Annotated in this window: 11 protein-coding genes; 6 read left to right on the top strand and 5 right to left on the bottom strand. The window is 53.5% G+C overall.

Annotated elements, in window-relative coordinates:
* Positions 1 to 335 precede the first annotated feature (335 nt).
* Both aceE and aceF read left to right on the top strand, forming a co-directional pair.
* Positions 336 to 3,011, top strand: coding sequence for a pyruvate dehydrogenase (acetyl-transferring), homodimeric type (aceE, locus tag AC222A_RS07485; protein WP_372747390.1), 2,676 nt, complete (start codon positions 336 to 338; stop codon positions 3,009 to 3,011).
* A 17-nt stretch (positions 3,012 to 3,028) separates the two neighbouring features.
* Positions 3,029 to 4,672 carry a dihydrolipoyllysine-residue acetyltransferase gene (gene aceF / locus AC222A_RS07480; RefSeq protein WP_372759789.1) on the top strand — a complete coding sequence of 548 codons (1,644 nt, stop codon included), beginning with the start codon at positions 3,029 to 3,031 and terminating at the stop codon, positions 4,670 to 4,672.
* A gap of 67 nt (positions 4,673 to 4,739) precedes the next feature.
* On the opposite strand, the gene aceK is transcribed toward aceF, so the two are convergent.
* The 4 genes from aceK to AC222A_RS07460 form a co-directional block, all read right to left on the bottom strand.
* Complete coding sequence (aceK, locus tag AC222A_RS07475; RefSeq protein WP_372747388.1) at positions 4,740 to 6,458, bottom strand: bifunctional isocitrate dehydrogenase kinase/phosphatase; 1,719 nt, start codon at positions 6,456 to 6,458, stop codon at positions 4,740 to 4,742.
* Positions 6,459 to 6,586: 128 nt separating this feature from the next.
* Positions 6,587 to 7,621, bottom strand: coding sequence for an LLM class F420-dependent oxidoreductase (locus tag AC222A_RS07470; protein ID WP_372747387.1), 1,035 nt, complete (start codon positions 7,619 to 7,621; stop codon positions 6,587 to 6,589).
* Between the two features lie 26 nt (positions 7,622 to 7,647).
* Positions 7,648 to 8,157, bottom strand: a complete 510-nt coding sequence (gene rraA / locus AC222A_RS07465; protein ID WP_372747386.1) for a ribonuclease E activity regulator RraA — start codon at positions 8,155 to 8,157, stop codon at positions 7,648 to 7,650.
* A 118-nt stretch (positions 8,158 to 8,275) separates the two neighbouring features.
* The gene (locus AC222A_RS07460; RefSeq protein WP_372747385.1) at positions 8,276 to 9,874 is read right to left on the bottom strand and encodes an isocitrate lyase; all 1,599 of its coding nucleotides are present in this window, start codon (positions 9,872 to 9,874) and stop codon (positions 8,276 to 8,278) included.
* A gap of 383 nt (positions 9,875 to 10,257) precedes the next feature.
* On the opposite strand from AC222A_RS07460, the gene AC222A_RS07455 reads away from it, so the two are divergent.
* On the top strand, positions 10,258 to 12,438 hold the full coding sequence (locus AC222A_RS07455; RefSeq protein ID WP_372747384.1) for a malate synthase G: 2,181 nt from the start codon (positions 10,258 to 10,260) through the stop codon (positions 12,436 to 12,438).
* 151 nt (positions 12,439 to 12,589) lie between these two features.
* The gene (locus AC222A_RS07450; protein ID WP_372747383.1) at positions 12,590 to 13,546 is read left to right on the top strand and encodes a LysR family transcriptional regulator; all 957 of its coding nucleotides are present in this window, start codon (positions 12,590 to 12,592) and stop codon (positions 13,544 to 13,546) included.
* Here AC222A_RS07450 and AC222A_RS07445 read toward each other — a convergent pair.
* Positions 13,536 to 14,174: a TetR/AcrR family transcriptional regulator gene (locus AC222A_RS07445; protein WP_372763784.1), complete on the bottom strand. Its 639-nt coding sequence runs from the start codon at positions 14,172 to 14,174 to the stop codon at positions 13,536 to 13,538. The two genes, AC222A_RS07450 and AC222A_RS07445, sit on opposite strands and share 11 nt — an antisense overlap.
* An 84-nt stretch (positions 14,175 to 14,258) precedes the next feature.
* Between AC222A_RS07445 and AC222A_RS07440 the strand changes: the two genes are divergently transcribed.
* Together AC222A_RS07440 and AC222A_RS07435 are read left to right on the top strand one after the other, a co-directional pair.
* Positions 14,259 to 15,221 carry a Rieske 2Fe-2S domain-containing protein gene (locus AC222A_RS07440; protein WP_372763783.1) on the top strand — a complete coding sequence of 321 codons (963 nt, stop codon included), beginning with the start codon at positions 14,259 to 14,261 and terminating at the stop codon, positions 15,219 to 15,221.
* Positions 15,221 to 16,273, top strand: a 1,053-nt coding sequence (locus tag AC222A_RS07435) for a class I adenylate-forming enzyme family protein (RefSeq protein ID WP_486774809.1), incomplete at its 3' end; no start/stop codon positions are given. The genes AC222A_RS07440 and AC222A_RS07435, both read left to right, overlap by 1 nt.

Raw genomic sequence — 16,273 nt, 5'->3', positions numbered from 1 at the left:
ACCTAAAATGTCAGTGTTTTCAGTGAGTACTCGCGGTTTTCTCTTGCGTTTCGAATTTGTCCTTGCAAGTTTATGTATTCAATGTAAAATTTTTACATGCAATACGGGCCTGACCGGCCCGTTTTTGCATCTGAACAAAACACAAAAACGGGTCTCCGCCCACAAGGCGAGAACGCGTAAACTGGCCAGGTGATAACCTTCACTTTAGGCAACCATTCACTCGTCTGACGACGAAGTTTGCTCGTCGCGATATCGAAGGTGCAGAAGGTGGTCCCACTGGCCACAATGGGCTCAACTCAGCCCATCACACTGACATTCGATGGAAGGACGGTTTCATGCTTCAGGAACTTGAAGAACTTCGCGAACACCTGCGCGATGATTTGGATCCTCAGGAAACGGAAGAGTGGCTGGATGCACTGGACGGTGTATTGCGGCATCAGGGCAAAGCGCGAGCAGCCTATCTTCTGAAAATGCTGGTGCGGCATGCCGCCCAGAACGGCACCAAGTTGCCACCCGCCATAACCACTCCTTTTCGCAACACCATTGAACCGACGGCTGAAAAACGTATGCCGGGCGACCTATTTATGGAGCGCCGGATTCGGTCTTTAATTCGTTGGAACGCGCTGGCCATGGTCATGCGCGCTAATGACAACAACGAAGCATTGGGCGGTCATATTTCTTCGTTCTCCTCGGCTGCGACGCTCTACGATGTGGGTTTTAATTATTTTTTCCGCGGTGGCGACAAGCCTGATCTGATTTATTACCAGGGGCACAGCGCGCCGGGTATGTACGCTCGCTCTTATCTTGAAGGGCGCTTGAATGAAGATCAGCTCGATAACTTTCGACGCGAAGTCGATGGCGACGGTCTTTCCTCCTATCCACACCCTTGGTTGATGCCGGATTACTGGCAGTTTCCCACGGTTAGTATGGGTCTGGGCCCGATTCAGGCCATCTATCAGGCGCACGTGATGAAGTATCAGGACAGTCGCGGTCTGGTGCAGCAAGATGATCGAAAGGTTTGGTGCTTCCTCGGTGACGGTGAGTGTGATGAGCCGGAGTCGCTCGGTGCTATCGCGCTGGCCGGGCGTGAGCAGCTCGACAACCTAGTGTTCGTGGTCAACTGTAACCTACAGCGGCTGGACGGTCCGGTGCGCGGTAACGGAAAAATCATCCAGGAATTAGAAGGGGTTTTCCGCGGGGCCGGTTGGAACGTCAATAAGGTGATCTGGGGGCGACATTGGGATCCGCTGCTGGAAAAAGACAAAGAGGGTTTCCTAAAACGGCGCATGAACGAAGTTTGCGATGGCGAGCTGCAGAACTACAAGGCTAATGGCGGCGCCTATACCCGTGAGCATTTCTTTGGCAAGTATCCCGAACTGCTGGAATTGGTCAAGGACCTGTCAGACGACGACATCATGTATCTCAATCGTGGTGGCCACGATCCCTACAAGGTATATGCGGCCTATGCCAACGCCGTGGAGCACAAGGGCCAGCCGACGGTCGTGCTGGCAATGACTGTTAAAGGTTACGGCATGGGGAAGGGCGGCGAAGCCCAGAACGAAACCCACGGCGTGAAAAAGCTGGATTTGGAAAGCCTGAAAAAATTCCGTGACCGCTTTGCGGTTCCTATTTCCGACGCAGAGTTAAAAGAGGTGCCGTATTACCGTCCGGCAGAAGACAGCCCGGAAATGGTTTATATGCGCAAGCGTCGCGAAGCGTTGGGTGGTTATCTGCCGGCGCGCAAGGCAGATTTTGAATCGCTGGATGTGCCCACACTCGACGATTTGAGCGGACAGCTCAAGGGCAGCGGCAAGCGGGAAATTTCTACCACCATGTCGTTTGTGCGAACGCTGTCGTCACTGGTTAAGCATAAAGGGGTTGGCAAGGTCATCGTTCCTATCGTTCCCGATGAGGCGCGTACCTTTGGAATGGAAGGCATGTTCCGTCAGCTCGGAATTTATTCGTCGCAGGGGCAGCGTTACACGCCGCACGATGCTGATCAGATTATGTACTACAAAGAGGACAAAAGCGGACAGATTCTGGAAGAGGGTATTAACGAAGCGGGTGCCTTCAGTGCGTGGCTGGCGGCGGCGACCTCCTACAGCAATCACAACCTGCCGATGGTGCCCTTTTATATTTTCTATTCCATGTTTGGCTTTCAGCGCATCATGGATCTGGCTTGGGCCGCTGGTGATAGTCAGGCGCGCGGCTTTCTGATGGGAGCCACAGCCGGCCGAACTACCCTCAATGGCGAAGGTCTGCAGCACCAGGATGGTCATAGCCACCTGATGGCGAACATGATTCCCAATTGCCTGTCCTACGACCCGACCTACGCGCACGAGCTGACGGTCATTATTCAGGATGGTATGAAGCGGATGTATCACGACAAAGAAAATGTCTTCTACTACATCACGCTCATGAATGAAAACTATCATCATCCGGAGATGCCGCAAGGCTGTGAAGAGGGCATTATTCGAGGGTTGTATTTGCTGAGTGAGAGCCAGCAGAAGAAGCCAAAACATCGCGTTCAACTTATGGGTTCTGGAACGATTCTACGGGAAGTAGAGGCAGCGGTGGATATTCTCGCCGATTACGGTGTGGCTGCAGACGTGTGGAGCGCGACCAGTATCAATCAGCTGCAACGTAATGGCGCTGACTGTGAGCGTTATAACCTAATGCACCCGGACGACGAAGCGCAGGTGCCTTATGTGCAGCAGATGCTTGAGGGGCGTGACGGTCCGGTCATCTGTGCTACCGACTACATCAAATCCTACGGCGAGCAAATTCGGCCCTATATCAACAAGCGGCTTGTGGTGTTGGGTACCGACGGTTTTGGGCGATCAGATACCCGTGCAAAATTGCGTCACCACTTTGAAGTGGATCGTAATTTCATCGCGTTGGCAGCGCTGAAGGCTTTGGCCGACGAGGGAGCGCTTGAGCGGTCGGTCGTTGGCAAAGCCATTCAGAAGCTGGGTATTAACCCGGATAAACCCAACCCACTGTACGCCTGAGCGTTAAGGATAGAATCGTGAGTAAAGAAACTATCAAGATTCCCGATATCGGCTCCGACACAGCAGAAGTCATTGAGATCAGCGTATCCGTGGGCGACGAGGTGGGGGTTGATGACTCGCTGGTAGTGCTGGAATCGGACAAGGCTTCCATGGAAGTGCCGTGCCCGAAAGCGGGAAAAATTGTGGCCATATTGGTGAAAGAAGGGCAGAGCATTAGCGAAGGTGATGATCTGGTGGAGATTGAAGTGGTGGGTGAGGACTCTTCGCCTGAGCCGCAGTCTGCCGCGCCAACGCAAGAAACTCAGGCTGAAAAGGAGAAAGAGACAGCGCCTGAAGCAGCGTCGAGTTCGGTCGAGCCAGCCCAATCGGCGGCAGGTCCGCAGACCGTCTCGGTGCCGGATATTGGCACCGAGGATGAGGTCGACGTGATTGAAGTCTGCGTCAGCGCAGGCGATGAAATCAGTGAAGGTGATTCACTGGTGGTGCTGGAGTCCGATAAAGCCTCAATGGAGATTCCATCGCCCTATAGCGGGACAGTTGAATCCGTTGCGTTGAAAGAGGGTGGCAAGGCGAAAAAAGGCGACCAGGTGCTGGTTATGCAGGTCGTTGGAGCCGATGTTACGGCGGCTCAGCCTGCTGGCGAGAGTGAATCGCCAAGGCCCGCTGTAACGCCGGAATCTGCACCGGCTGAGAAAGCCAGCCAGTCTGCGACGAAGCCCGCTCCGGCCGAACAGGCGAACCGCAGTAGCGGTGCTGAGGTGTATGCGGGGCCGGCTGTACGCAAGCTGGCGCGGGAGTTCTCAATTGATCTCAAGGCCGTGACCGGCAGTGGCCCGAAAGGTCGCGTGGTAAAGGAAGATCTGCAGAACTACGTTAAAAACCTGGTGGAGAATAAAAGCCCTGTTGCCAACGGTGCGGCGGGGGCAGGTATCCCTGCGGTGCCGGAAGTCGATTACGCGCAGTTTGGTGATATCGAAACTGAGGCGGCCAGTAAGTTGCATAGACTCACCGCGGCCAACATGCATCGCAGCTGGCTGAATGTGCCGCATGTGACTCAGTGGGATGATGCTGACATCACAGATCTGGAGGCTTTTCGGAAAGGTCTGAAGGGTGAGGCTGAAAAGAAAGGCGTTAAAATGACGCCGTTGCCTTTCCTGCTCAAAGCATGCGCTGCAGCGCTCAAGGCCAACCCGAAATTTAATGCCTCGCTGGCTGATAACGGCGAAACCATCGTCTACAAGCAATATGTTCATATTGGTATTGCGGTCGATACGCCGGCTGGACTAGTGGTGCCCGTTGTTCGCAATGTTGATAAGAAGTCAATGTGGGAGCTTGCGGCAGAAACGGCGGAGCTGGCGGCGAAGGCAAAAGATCGTAAACTTAAGCCGCAGGATATGCAGGGCGGCTGTTTTACCATTTCCAGTCTGGGTAGTATTGGTGGTCTGGGTTTTACACCGATCGTGAATACGCCGGAAGTGGGAATTCTCGGGGTGTCAAAACTGACCGTGAAGCCGGTGTGGAATGGTAAAGAGTTTGTGCCTCGGGAGATGCTGCCGTTGTCGCTGTCCTATGATCATCGTGCTATCAATGGCGCTGACGCGGGGCGTTTCTTCAGTACCTTGAATGAGGTGCTGGGGGATATTCGGCGCTTGTTACTGTAAGCCCGTCTCCCGCAGGGAGAAAGGCGCGTAGTACCGATACACCCCCCTGCCGTGAGGGAGGGGGAATCTAACGAAGTTGAAAGCGCTGCTTGCGTCGATACGGGAACAGGTCCGGTACAAAACCGTTGCGAATCTTTTCCTGCAAATCCTGCCAGAATTCCGGGTCGTAAAGGTCGCTGTGCAGCTTATCAAAGACTTTTTTCGCCCGCTGATTGCCTGAGAAGAACAGGCGAAATTCTTCCGGGAATACGTCTTCCGGCTTTACCTCGTACCAGGGTTGGGTCGCCATAGCCTGTTCGTCGTTTTGGGGCTCTGGCAATGAGCGGAAGTTGCAATCCAGTAGAGGGCAGATTTCGTCGTAGTCGTAAAATACAACCCGGCCATGACGAGTAACCCCGAAATTTTTCAGCAGCATATCACCGGGAAAAATGTTGTTGGAGGCCAGCTGTTTGATGGCATTGCCGTATTCATCCATCACGCTGTAGAGTTGTTCTTCATCGCAGTCTTTCAGGTATAGGTTGAGCGGTATCATTTTGCGCTCGACGTATACGTGCTTGAATACCAACGCGTTACCACTTTCCACAATTTTTGAAGGCGCTTCTTTTTCCAGCTCTGCCATCAACTCATCTGAGAATCTACGCCGGTCAAACGCGAGATTGTTAAACTCCTGTGTATCGGCCATACGTCCACCACGATCCCAGCGTTTTACCAGGCTATAACAAGCCTTTACATGCTCCTGGGTCATTTCCTTGGGCGGGGTAAAGCGATCCTTGATGACTTTGTAAACGTAGTCGAAATCCGGCCGGGTAAACACTAGCATCACCATCCCTTTGATGCCCGGTGCGATGATGTATGGCGCGGTGCTATTGAGGGTGTCATCTACGGCAAAGCGAAAGAATTCCGTTTTGCCGTGTTTGGGCATCCCCATGGCGTTGTACAGCTCGAATACTTCCTTGTGCGGCATAAGCTTGTGCAGGAAGGCCACATATTCCGATGGGATAGACGCATCCACCATAAAGTAGCTGCGGCTGAAGCTGAATACGATACTGATGTCGTCGGGGTCGTAGAGTAGGGTGTCTATGTAGACAGATCCCTTGCCTGTGTTTTGTATCGGTAGAACAAAAGGCAGGGTGACGTCGCCGCAGACAATACGGCCGACGAGGTAAGCGGCTTTGTTGCGGAAGAAAAGTGATTCCAGTGTTTCAGCTCGAGCGCGGTGGTTCTTGGTATCGAGCTTTGGCAGCAGCTCGCGATTGACCACATCCATGATAAAACCGATATCCCGCTCTTGGTCTTCCCAAGGCACGTTGAAGTGGCAATTATCCAGCATTTCTCTAACCACGTCGGTGCCATCGCCGCGAAACGGGTATACATGAATAATGCGCTCGCTACCCTCGGGTTTATAACCGTGTGGCGCAGACACAAACGCATGTTGTTCGCGTACCTTTTCGTGTTTGAAAATGTAGCAGTAAATCGAGTTGAAAAACGATTGGGCAATTTCAAAGTTGGGGTGATGCTGGATTAACTCGGAATACTCGGCTTTGGCGACTTCCCAGTTGTCTCGGTCGTAGATGCCACCGGCGGTTATGGTGGTCACGGCTTCGGCGACAATTTTCCGCTTTTGCTTCCACAGCTCCAGCCGGTCGCGCATGGCGATCTGGGCGGCTTGCCAATCGGCAGCCTCAAAGCGCGCCTGAGCGCCGAGGGTGATGTTCTTGTATTCGGCGAAAAAGGCATCGAAGCCATTAAGAATGGCAAGAGCGAGACGACGGGTAACAGTGGTCACGGGCGGGACAACTCCACAAGCAAAAAAGGGATGATAGCGACTGTGGGCGGTGTTGCGAAGGACTTTGCCTGCAAAGGTCTCCTGCGGCGGTACCGCAGGGGACCATATCGGTAGGCGAAGTGATGGGCTTACAGCAGGGCGTCAGCCAATATAGGCAGTACTTCAGGCTGCTGGGCATTGATCAGCATGGTGCCAATCTCACCGCGTGCGCCGGCTGCTTTCCAGTCTTGGGCGCGTTCGCGAATGCGGGCTTCTGGGCCAACCAGGGCAATATCGTCCACCAACTGATCAGGTACGGCTGCTCTGGCGTCGTCTTTCTTGCCAGCCAGGTACAGGTCCTGGATTTTTTCGGCCGCGTCGCCGTAGCCAAGACGTGTTGCGTAGTCTGTGTAGAAGTTCTTGCCCTTGGCGCCCATGCCGCCGATATACAGGGCGAGAAAATCTTTGATGAAGTAGCGACAACCATCCAAATTGTCGTCCATAACCACGGGTACGCTAGGCGCAACATCAAAGTTGGCCATACTGCGGCCACTTTTTTCAAAGCCGCGATCCAGGTCTTTCTTCAATACGTCGAATTTCTCGGGAATCATGAACACCGGGAATACGCCGTCAGCCACTTCAGCAGAATTGGCCAGGCCCGCCGGGGTGATGGAAGCTAGGTAAATGGGGATGTTGGTATTGCCGTGGAGTATGGATTTCAGCGGCTTGCCAAGACCGGTAGTGCCTTCGCCTTTGATCGGCATCTGATACATCTTGCCGTCGAACTCCACCGGTGCTTCGCGCGCAAAGATCTTACGCATGATCTGAATGTACTCTTTGGCGCGGGTGACCGGCTTGCCGTAGGGTACGCCATGCCAACCTTCAACGACCTGTGGGCCGGAAGCGCCCAAACCAACCAGAAAACGGCCGTTAGACAGATGATCCAGGGTATTGGCAGTCATGGCTGCCATGGCGGGGGTACGCGCCGGCATTTGCATAATGCAGGTGCCTACTTTGATTTTATCCGTTTGCGCCAGAATCCAGGCTGCAGGGCTTACGGCATCAGAGCCATAGGCTTCAGCTGTCCAGACCGAATCAAAGCCCAGCGATTCGGCTTTTTTGATTAGATCCATTGGGATAGTAAGTTTTTTGCCGGAATAGCCCAGCATCATTCCGAGTTTCATAGATTCTCCTTGTGGTCTGGAAGCGGTCAGCCTTCGTCACCCAGATCAGTCAATGTTAGCGCGTCGTCCGATACGATAACACCGGTGCGGTCGGCGTAGATATAGTTGCCCGGCTGAATGCTCAGTCCGGCAAATTGCAGATTGACGCCCGTACGCCCTTCGCCGCGCTTTTCTGTTTTGCGTGGGATGCTGCCCAAGGCCATAACGCCGATGTTCATGTCCGCGATTTCTTCGAGATCGCGAATATAGCCATACACAATAATGCCTTTCCAGCCATTGTCCAGCGCCATGCGCGCCAACTTATCGCCGAGTAGGGAGCGGCGTGGCGATGCGCCACCATCTACCACGAGTACTTTGCCGTCGCCGTTTGTGCGCAGGGATTCGCCTACTTTGGAGTTGTCTTCAAAGCATTTGACGGTAGCAATTTCACCGTGGAAGTTTTCACTTCCGCCAAAGTGGCGGAACACTGGCTCTGCAACCTGAATCTTGTCGCCGTAGGCGTCGCAAAGATCAGGGGTGGAAATTCGTGATGTCATAGTGCCTCCTTGAGAGTGTCATCCTTAAACCGTATGTCTAATCCCTTAAACCAAAAAAGGGGCGACATCGCTGCCGCCCCTTTTTACACACTTGTTTAGCGTGAGAACCTCGTTCTCATTAGCCAAACTGGTTCATGGTGTTGTCTTTACCACCAGCTTTCAGAGCGGCGTCACCAGCAAAGTATTCTTTGTGGTCGTCACCGATGTTAGAGCCAGCCATATCCTGGTGCTTAACAGTGGCAATGCCCTGACGGATCTCTTTGCGCTGAACACCAGCAACGTATGCCAGCATACCTTCGTCACCGAAGTAGCCTTTGGCCAGGTTGTCAGTAGACAGAGCCGCAGTGTGGTAAGTCGGCAGAGTGATCAGGTGGTGGAATACACCGGCTTCACGCGACGCGTCGCGCTGGAAGTTCTGGCACCACTCGTCGGCCAATTTGCCCAGCTCGGTGTCGTCGTATTTCTCGTTCATCAGGCCGGCGCGGTCGTAGGCAGAAACGTCTTTGCCTTCTTTTTCCCAAGCATCGAATACCTGCTGGCGGAAGTTCAGCGTCCAGTTGAACGATGGGCTGTTGTTGTAAACCAGCTTGGCGTTGGGAACAACTTCTTTGATGCGGTTTACCATGCCAGCGATCTGACCGACGTGGGGCTTCTCGGTTTCGATCCACAGCAGGTCAGCACCGTTTTGCAGGCTGGTGATACAGTCCAGAACCACGCGGTCTTCGCCAGTGCCGGCTTTAAACTGGAACAGGCCAGAGCGCAGGCGCTTGGGCTTGAGCAGTTTGCCGTTGGATTTGATGACAACGTCGCCGTTCTCGATTTGGTCGGCAGAGTCGATGTATTCGCCATCGAGGAAGGCGTTGTACTGGTCGCCAAGGTCGCCCGGCTCAGTAGTAACGGCGATCTGCTTGGTCAGGCCTGCGCCCAGAGAGTCGGTACGGGCAACGATAACACCGTCGTCAATACCCAGCTCGAGGAAGGCGTAACGGCAGGCGCGAATTTTCGCGAGGAAATCTTCGTGCGGCACAGTGACTTTACCGTCCTGGTGACCACACTGCTTCTCGTCAGATACCTGGTTTTCGATCTGGATACAGCAGGCGCCTGCTTCGATCAGTTTCTTGGCCAGCAGGTAAGTTGCTTCTGCGTTACCGAAGCCAGCGTCGATGTCAGCAATAATCGGCACAACATGAGTTTCATAGTTGTCGATTTTGTCGATGATTTCGTTTTCTTTGGCGCTGTCACCAGCTTCGCGAGCGTCGTCCAGAGCGCGGAACAGGTGGTTCAGTTCCCAAGCGTCAGCTTGCTTCAGGAAGGTGTACAGTTCACGGATCAGGTCAGCAACGACAGTCTTCTCGTGCATAGACTGGTCGGGCAGGGGACCAAATTCGCTGCGCAGCGCTGCGACCATCCAGCCAGACAGGTAGAGGTAGCGCTTGTCTGTTTTGCCGAAGTGCTTTTTGATTGAGATCAGCTTTTGCTGACCGATAAAGCCGTGCCAGCAGCCCAGAGACTGGGTGTACTTGCTGCTGTCCGCATCGTACTCGGCCATGTCCTTGCGCATGATGCCAGCGTTGTACTTGGCAATGTCCAGGTGGGTATTGAAACGATTCTGGAGCTTCATGCGAGCCGCGTATTCGGGCTGGATGTCGCGCCAGGAATCACCCATCTGCTCGCGCAGTTTGGCGATGTGTTCGATAGTAGAGCGATAATCAGACATATTCGATCCCTTCTAGTGTCGAAAGTGGAGTGGTCGGATGCCATGTATTCTAGGGTCGGGCTGTTAATTTATCTAATTTATAGACTCTATAGCGAGTATTTTCTATATTAATAAATTGTTTCTCATCATTCAGGAGAATTACTGCCAACAAAAAGTATTGTAGACAGAGATATAGCGTCTATAAATGAAAGACGTGAGAGTAATCTCGGTAGTATTGTTTATTTTTCAAATGAATTGCGCGGATAATATGGATTAATTTGCGAAATTATCCTGCCCTCGCTAAGATTCGGCCAAAGCGGTAGTGCAATCAGCGGTTTCCCTGTAGACGCAGGGTCACAGTAGCGAAGCACCTTTACGAACAGACCTGTATATAAGGAGCAAGCATGTCTTCAACCTCCACCAAGCGTATAGAACATAGCGGACTGCAGATTGCAGAGGTGCTATATCGCCTGGTCAATGAAGAAATTGCACCGGGTACTGGCATAGAGCCGGATCATTTCTGGTCTGAATTTGCCGCCATCCTTAAAGACCTTGCGCCCAAGAATAAGCGCTTGCTAGCTGCGCGCGACGAAATGCAGGCCACTATAGATAGCTGGCATCGGGAAAATCCGACCTTTGATGCAGATAAATACCGCAGCTTTCTTGAAGATCTGGGCTACCTCCTGCCAGAGCCTGCAAACGTAGAGGTAAGCACCTCAAACGTTGATGCCGAGATAGCAACATTGGCCGGGCCGCAGCTGGTTGTGCCGGTCATGAATGCTCGCTACGCCCTGAATGCAGCCAATGCGCGTTGGGGTAGCCTCTACGACGCCCTCTACGGCACCGATGTGATTCCCGAAGATAATGGCGCCGACAAAGGCAAGGGTTACAACCCCGTGCGCGGGGAAAAGGTTATTGCCTACGCCCGTAAGTTTCTCGATACGCACACCCCGCTGGCCAGCGGTTCACATGCTGATGCCACCCGTTACGCGGTTGTTGACGGTGAGCTGGCGGTCAGTCTTAAAGACGGCACTACGCAGGCGCTTGCCAACAAAGAGCAATTTGTGGGTTACGTTGGTGATCTGAGCAAGCCTAGCAACATTTTGTTGGTGAACAACGGCCTGCATATCGATATTCAAGTTGATGCGGAACACCCCATCGGCAAAACCGATCCAGCCAATGTAAAAGACGTTGTGCTGGAAGCCGCGCTGACCACCATTCAGGATTGTGAAGATTCCGTCGCCGCTGTTGATGCTGAAGATAAAGTGGTCGTTTACAGCAACTGGCTGGGTCTGATGAAAGGTGACCTACAGGAATCGCTGGAGAAGGGCGGCAAAACCATTACCCGTCGTCTGGTTGATGATCGAGTATTTACTGCCAAAGATGGCTCCAAGCTGACGCTCCACGGCCGCAGTTTGCTGCTGGTGCGCAATGTGGGTCATTTAATGACCAACGAAGCGATTCTCGATGCCGACGGCAATGAAGTGCCTGAAGGCATCATGGACGGCATGGTTACCGCGCTGGCGTCCATGCATGACCTCAAGCAGACCGGTACATTGCGCAATTCCCGTGAGGGCAGCGTCTATATCGTTAAACCGAAAATGCACGGTCCAGATGAAGTGGCCTTTGCCTGCGAGCTGTTTGATCGGATTGAAGATGCATTGGGCCTGGCCCGCAATACACTGAAAATCGGCATTATGGACGAGGAGCGGCGCACTACGGTCAACCTCAAAGCCTGTATTGCGATGGCGAAAGAGCGCGTCATTTTCATTAACACTGGTTTCCTTGACCGCACAGGTGATGAGATTCACACCAGCATGGAAGCCGGCGCTTTCGTGCGCAAGGCGGATATGAAGCAGCAGGCCTGGATCAAGGCCTACGAAGACTGGAACGTGGATATTGGTCTGGAGTGTGGCCTGTCTGGCAAAGCTCAAATTGGTAAGGGTATGTGGGCTATGCCTGACGAGATGGCCCAGATGATGGATGCCAAAGTCGGCCACCCGAAGGCGGGTGCCAACTGTGCCTGGGTGCCTTCGCCGACAGCCGCAACGCTGCATGTGATGCACTACCACCAAGTGAATGTGGCCGACGTCCAGAAACAACTGGCCGAGCGCCAGCGGGCCGCACTGGAAGACATTCTGACAATTCCGCTTGCCAAGGAAACCAATTGGAGTGCCGAGGAAATCCAAAGTGAGTTGGATAACAATGCGCAAGGTATTCTCGGTTATGTAGTGCGCTGGATCGATGCTGGCGTCGGTTGCTCAAAAGTACCTGACATCAACGACGTTGGTCTGATGGAAGATCGAGCCACCCTACGTATTTCCAGTCAGCATATTGCCAACTGGCTGCGCCACGGGATCTGCACCGAAGAGCAGGTTATGGAAACCCTGAAGCGTATGGCTGAGGTAGTGGATCGTCAGAATGCAGGTGATCCTGACTACGTGAATATGGCGCCAAACTTTGATGACAACGTTGCTTTCCAGGCCGCGTGTGACCTCGTTTTCAAGGGCACCGAGCAGCCCAGTGGCTACACCGAGCCGGTACTGCACGCCCGACGCCGTGAGCTTAAGGCAAAACGCGCGTAAGCGTTTTGCCTAACCGACTTCATACCTGTCAGTGTGAGGCTTGCCCGGCAATTTGCCGGGCTTTTTTTAGATTTTCCAATTATTTCTATTGTATGACGCTTCTGGTTTAATGATTTTCAAAAATTATTAGCATCATCGAGGCATTACCCTTATGAATCTGTCCCGCGTCGATCTCAATTTGCTGGTCTATCTGGATGTCCTGCTGCGCGAAAAGAACGTAACACGTGCGGCAGAGCAGTTGGGTATTACTCAGCCGGCTCTGAGCAATGGTCTACGTCGATTGCGGGAGCTGTTTGGCGACCCGCTGCTGGTGCGAACCAGCGAAGGCATGACGCCAACCGAACGCGCCAACGAATTGCAGCCCCAGGTGCGCGGCATATTGGCTTCGGTAGAAAAAGCCGTGTTGCCGGTGGCCGAGTTTGATGCAGGAACCAGCGCCCGGGTATTTCGCATCATGGCTACCGACTATGCGGAATCAACTCTTTTGGCGCCTCTGCTCAATAAGCTCCGTGAAACGGCGCCTGATATTACGCTGGATATCCTCACGCCCAGTGATGTGTCCTTTCAGGATCTGGAACAGGGCAAAATTGATATGGCGATCAATCGCTTCGATCAGTTGCCCCAATCCTTCCATCAAGCCACCGTATGGCGCGACAGTTTTTCGTGCCTGATGAGCGCTGACAATCCGGTGCTGGAAAACTTCACGCTTGAGAGCTATCTCGAGGCCAGTCATATCTGGGTAAGCAAAACCGGTATGGGTGTTGGACGTGGTATGAGCACAAAAGATCCGCAGCGTCTGGGCTGGGTTGATGAAGCCCTGGGTGAGTCGGGCCATACGCGTCGTATCCGTCTTTTTACTCGTCACTATCAGGTTGCTGCGCTGCTTGCCGGGCAACCGGACCTGATTGCCACGCTGCCCACGCAGGTGGCATTGCTCAATGCCAACGACCCGCGCCTGGCCATCCGCAAACCGCCGTTCATGATCATTCCTATTGAACTGAAAATCGCCTGGAGTCCGCTGTTGCAGCATGATCCCGGACATATCTGGCTGCGCCGCGAAATTGTTGACCTTGGGCAGCGGATTATTCAGGAGTCTCCTAACCGCTGAATACCATTGCCAGCAGATAGTCGATAAAGGCTTCTTTGCTGTGGTCGGCCAGCGGGTGAATTCCGGCAGAATCTTTACCGGTAACCAGTGCCAGTGAGCGGTCCATCAGTGGTCCCAGAGTCACGAACGACACCATCACGCTGGCCAGTATGTCGCGCAGAACCGTTTTTTGTATCCGGTGGATTATGGTTGGGTCGTCCAGCGCAATATTAATGGCCGAGCCGGGCACAAAGTGGCGCGCCAGCCATTCCATTCGAGGCCCTTCACTACTGCCTTCGCGCAGTAATATCTGGCCGTAAGCCGGCACTTCAACTAGTGCGTCGATAAAGGCGCTCATCAGATAGCGGATCCTCGCGCGGTCGTCGCGCAGGCTTTGTGTTTCAGGTTGATACCGAGTCTCAAAGCACAGGGTAAAGCGCTGCTCCACGGTTTCTGCAGCGAGTTTCCACAACGTTTCCTTGTTTTTGAAGTGATACAGGATCAACGGCCTATCCGCGCCGCAGCGCTGGGTGATCTCCCGGAAATTGGTGCCGTCATAGCCGAGACTGGCAAAGCATTCCACGGCGGCGCCAAGAATGGCCTGGCGGGTGGCCTCCTTCTGGCGTTCGCGTTTGCTGGGTAGGGTCATGAAACATTACCGACTATTCATTGACAGACATGTTAGCATAACCTACTGTCACTGACAGTTGTGTCAGCAAATAGAGTCAGGATCATGAGTCAGTTATTAGCCCGAGAAAAGCGATTTCCCTTTCCCATTCCTTATGGCTGGTTCCATGTGGGGCTGGACAATGAAGTTGCGCCCGGAGAGATCAAGCCCGTGCGCTATTTTGGACAAGAGCTTGTATTGTGGCGCTCAGAGTCGGGTGACCTGCATTTGCAGGATGCCTACTGCCCGCATTTGGGCGCCAATTTTGGTGCCGGTGGCGAAGTGGTTGGCGACGGAATCAAGTGTCCCTTTCATCATTGGGTGTTCAATGGTGAGGGTAGGGTGATTGAGATTCCTTATGCCAAACGCCTGAATGAAAAGGCTTGTGTGCGGACTTATCCCTTGGCTGTGCGCCACGGCATTGTCATGGCTTGGTATCATCCGCAGGGCATAGCACCTCTGTATGAGCTCCCCTTTGTCGCGGAGTTGGATGATCCCGACTATGTCACACCGCTTACCACGGTTCACACCATAAAAACCTGCATCCAGGAGATGGGCGAGAATACCGCCGATGGTGCCCACTTTGTCACGGTTCATGGGCATCCCGGCTCGGCAGAATATGGCAATTTTGAATTCCGCGATCATTTTATGATTATGGAAAGCTCGCAGGTTTTTCCAAGCTCCGGTGGGCCCGTGGAAGGTACTCTTAAATCGACCAGTGTCGGTTTTGGTTGGGCAGAAGTGCGCTATCAGACGTTGATTGATGTGTGCATGCTAACGACGAATGTACCGGTAGATGAGGAAACCGTGATGCAATACTTCCACGTATCCTATAAAAACCCGGAGCGCGACCCGAAAATAGATCGCATTGGCGCAGCGTTTAACAAGGAAGTTAACCGTCAGCTTACCGACGATGCGTTTATCTGGGAAAACAAGCGCTATGAACCGTCGCCGAAATTATGTGATGGCGATGGTCCGATCGCTCGCTATCGCAAGTGGGCGCAACAGTTTTACGCGGAGGGCGTTTAATGGCGGCCCTGGATTTTGATCGGCACGAAAACCGTGTGCTCTCGACGATACTCGCCCACTACGCTGAAACCCGGCCAGACGCGGTCTTTTTGCAAGCCGATGAGCGCTGTTTAAGTTACGCCGAGGTGTACGCTCAGGCGCAATGCTACGCAGCAGGCCTGCAGACTATGGGGTTAAATCAGGGGGACCGGCTCTGTCTCTATATGGGGTCCAGCCCGGAGTTTATACTGCTGGCCTTCGCAGCTAACCTGATCGGCGTGCACTGGATTCCAGTGAATACAGATTACCGGGGCGCTTGGCTACGCGACACCCTGAACGATAGTCAGCCAAAGCTGGTGATAACCGATGCAGGCTTTAATGCACGACTGGCTGAAATCGATATTGAGCCGGATGTGAGCGTACGCGTACTCGGCGACAACGACGCCGATTTGTTTGGTGATGTCAGTGCACTGCACGTTCCGGCGATTCATTACGGCGATACCGCATCCATCATGTGGACCTCCGGTACCACGGGGAAATCGAAGGGTGTTATGCAAAGTCATAATGCCTGGGTGCGCAGTGCGCTCAGCGCCGCGCAGATGGGAGGCGTTACCGACGGTGATGTGGCATACAATTGCCTGCCGCTTTACAACTCGGCCGCGTGGGTAACAGGTATTTACCCAGCCCTTGTAACCGGCACAACCTGCGCACTCGATCCGGTATTTTCCGCATCGACCTTCTGGGATCGAACCCGTTATTACAACGCCAGTCACGTCTTTACCCTTGGCGCGATGCATATGTTTCTATGGGCCGCGCCTGCACTCGAGAGTGATAGAGACAATCCGGTGCGCAGTGCGCAGATGGTTCCTATGCCCGATGCGATCCGTGAGCCTTTCAAAGAGCGTTTTGGTATTGATGCAATACACCAGGGCTTTGGGCAGAGTGAAATCATGCTGTTGATGCGCCGGTTTGATGATGGCAATAAAATCTGGCCGCCAAACTCTCTGGGAACGCCAGCCGCAGACATCGACGTGGCCTTGCTGGACGAAAATGATCAACCCGTGCCGGCAGGT

It is taken from the genome of Litorivivens sp. (genome assembly GCF_057445395.1).
The sequence above is the reverse complement of the archived record's forward strand: the minus strand, read 5'-3'. Positions and strand labels throughout refer to the sequence as shown.

What these genes read in the sequence shown, in the direction of transcription:
- AC222A_RS07455 (WP_372747384.1), top strand. Translation starts at nt 10,258, where the DNA reads ATGTCTTCAACCTCCACCAAGCGTATAGAACATAGCGGACTGCAGATT.
- AC222A_RS07470 (WP_372747387.1), bottom strand. Translation starts at nt 7,621, where the DNA reads ATGAAACTCGGAATGATGCTGGGCTATTCCGGCAAAAAACTTACTATC.
- rraA (WP_372747386.1), bottom strand. Translation starts at nt 8,157, where the DNA reads ATGACATCACGAATTTCCACCCCTGATCTTTGCGACGCCTACGGCGAC.
- AC222A_RS07450 (WP_372747383.1), top strand. Translation starts at nt 12,590, where the DNA reads ATGAATCTGTCCCGCGTCGATCTCAATTTGCTGGTCTATCTGGATGTC.
- AC222A_RS07460 (WP_372747385.1), bottom strand. Translation starts at nt 9,874, where the DNA reads ATGTCTGATTATCGCTCTACTATCGAACACATCGCCAAACTGCGCGAG.
- aceE (WP_372747390.1), top strand. Translation starts at nt 336, where the DNA reads ATGCTTCAGGAACTTGAAGAACTTCGCGAACACCTGCGCGATGATTTG.
- AC222A_RS07440 (WP_372763783.1), top strand. Translation starts at nt 14,259, where the DNA reads ATGAGTCAGTTATTAGCCCGAGAAAAGCGATTTCCCTTTCCCATTCCT.
- AC222A_RS07445 (WP_372763784.1), bottom strand. Translation starts at nt 14,174, where the DNA reads ATGACCCTACCCAGCAAACGCGAACGCCAGAAGGAGGCCACCCGCCAG.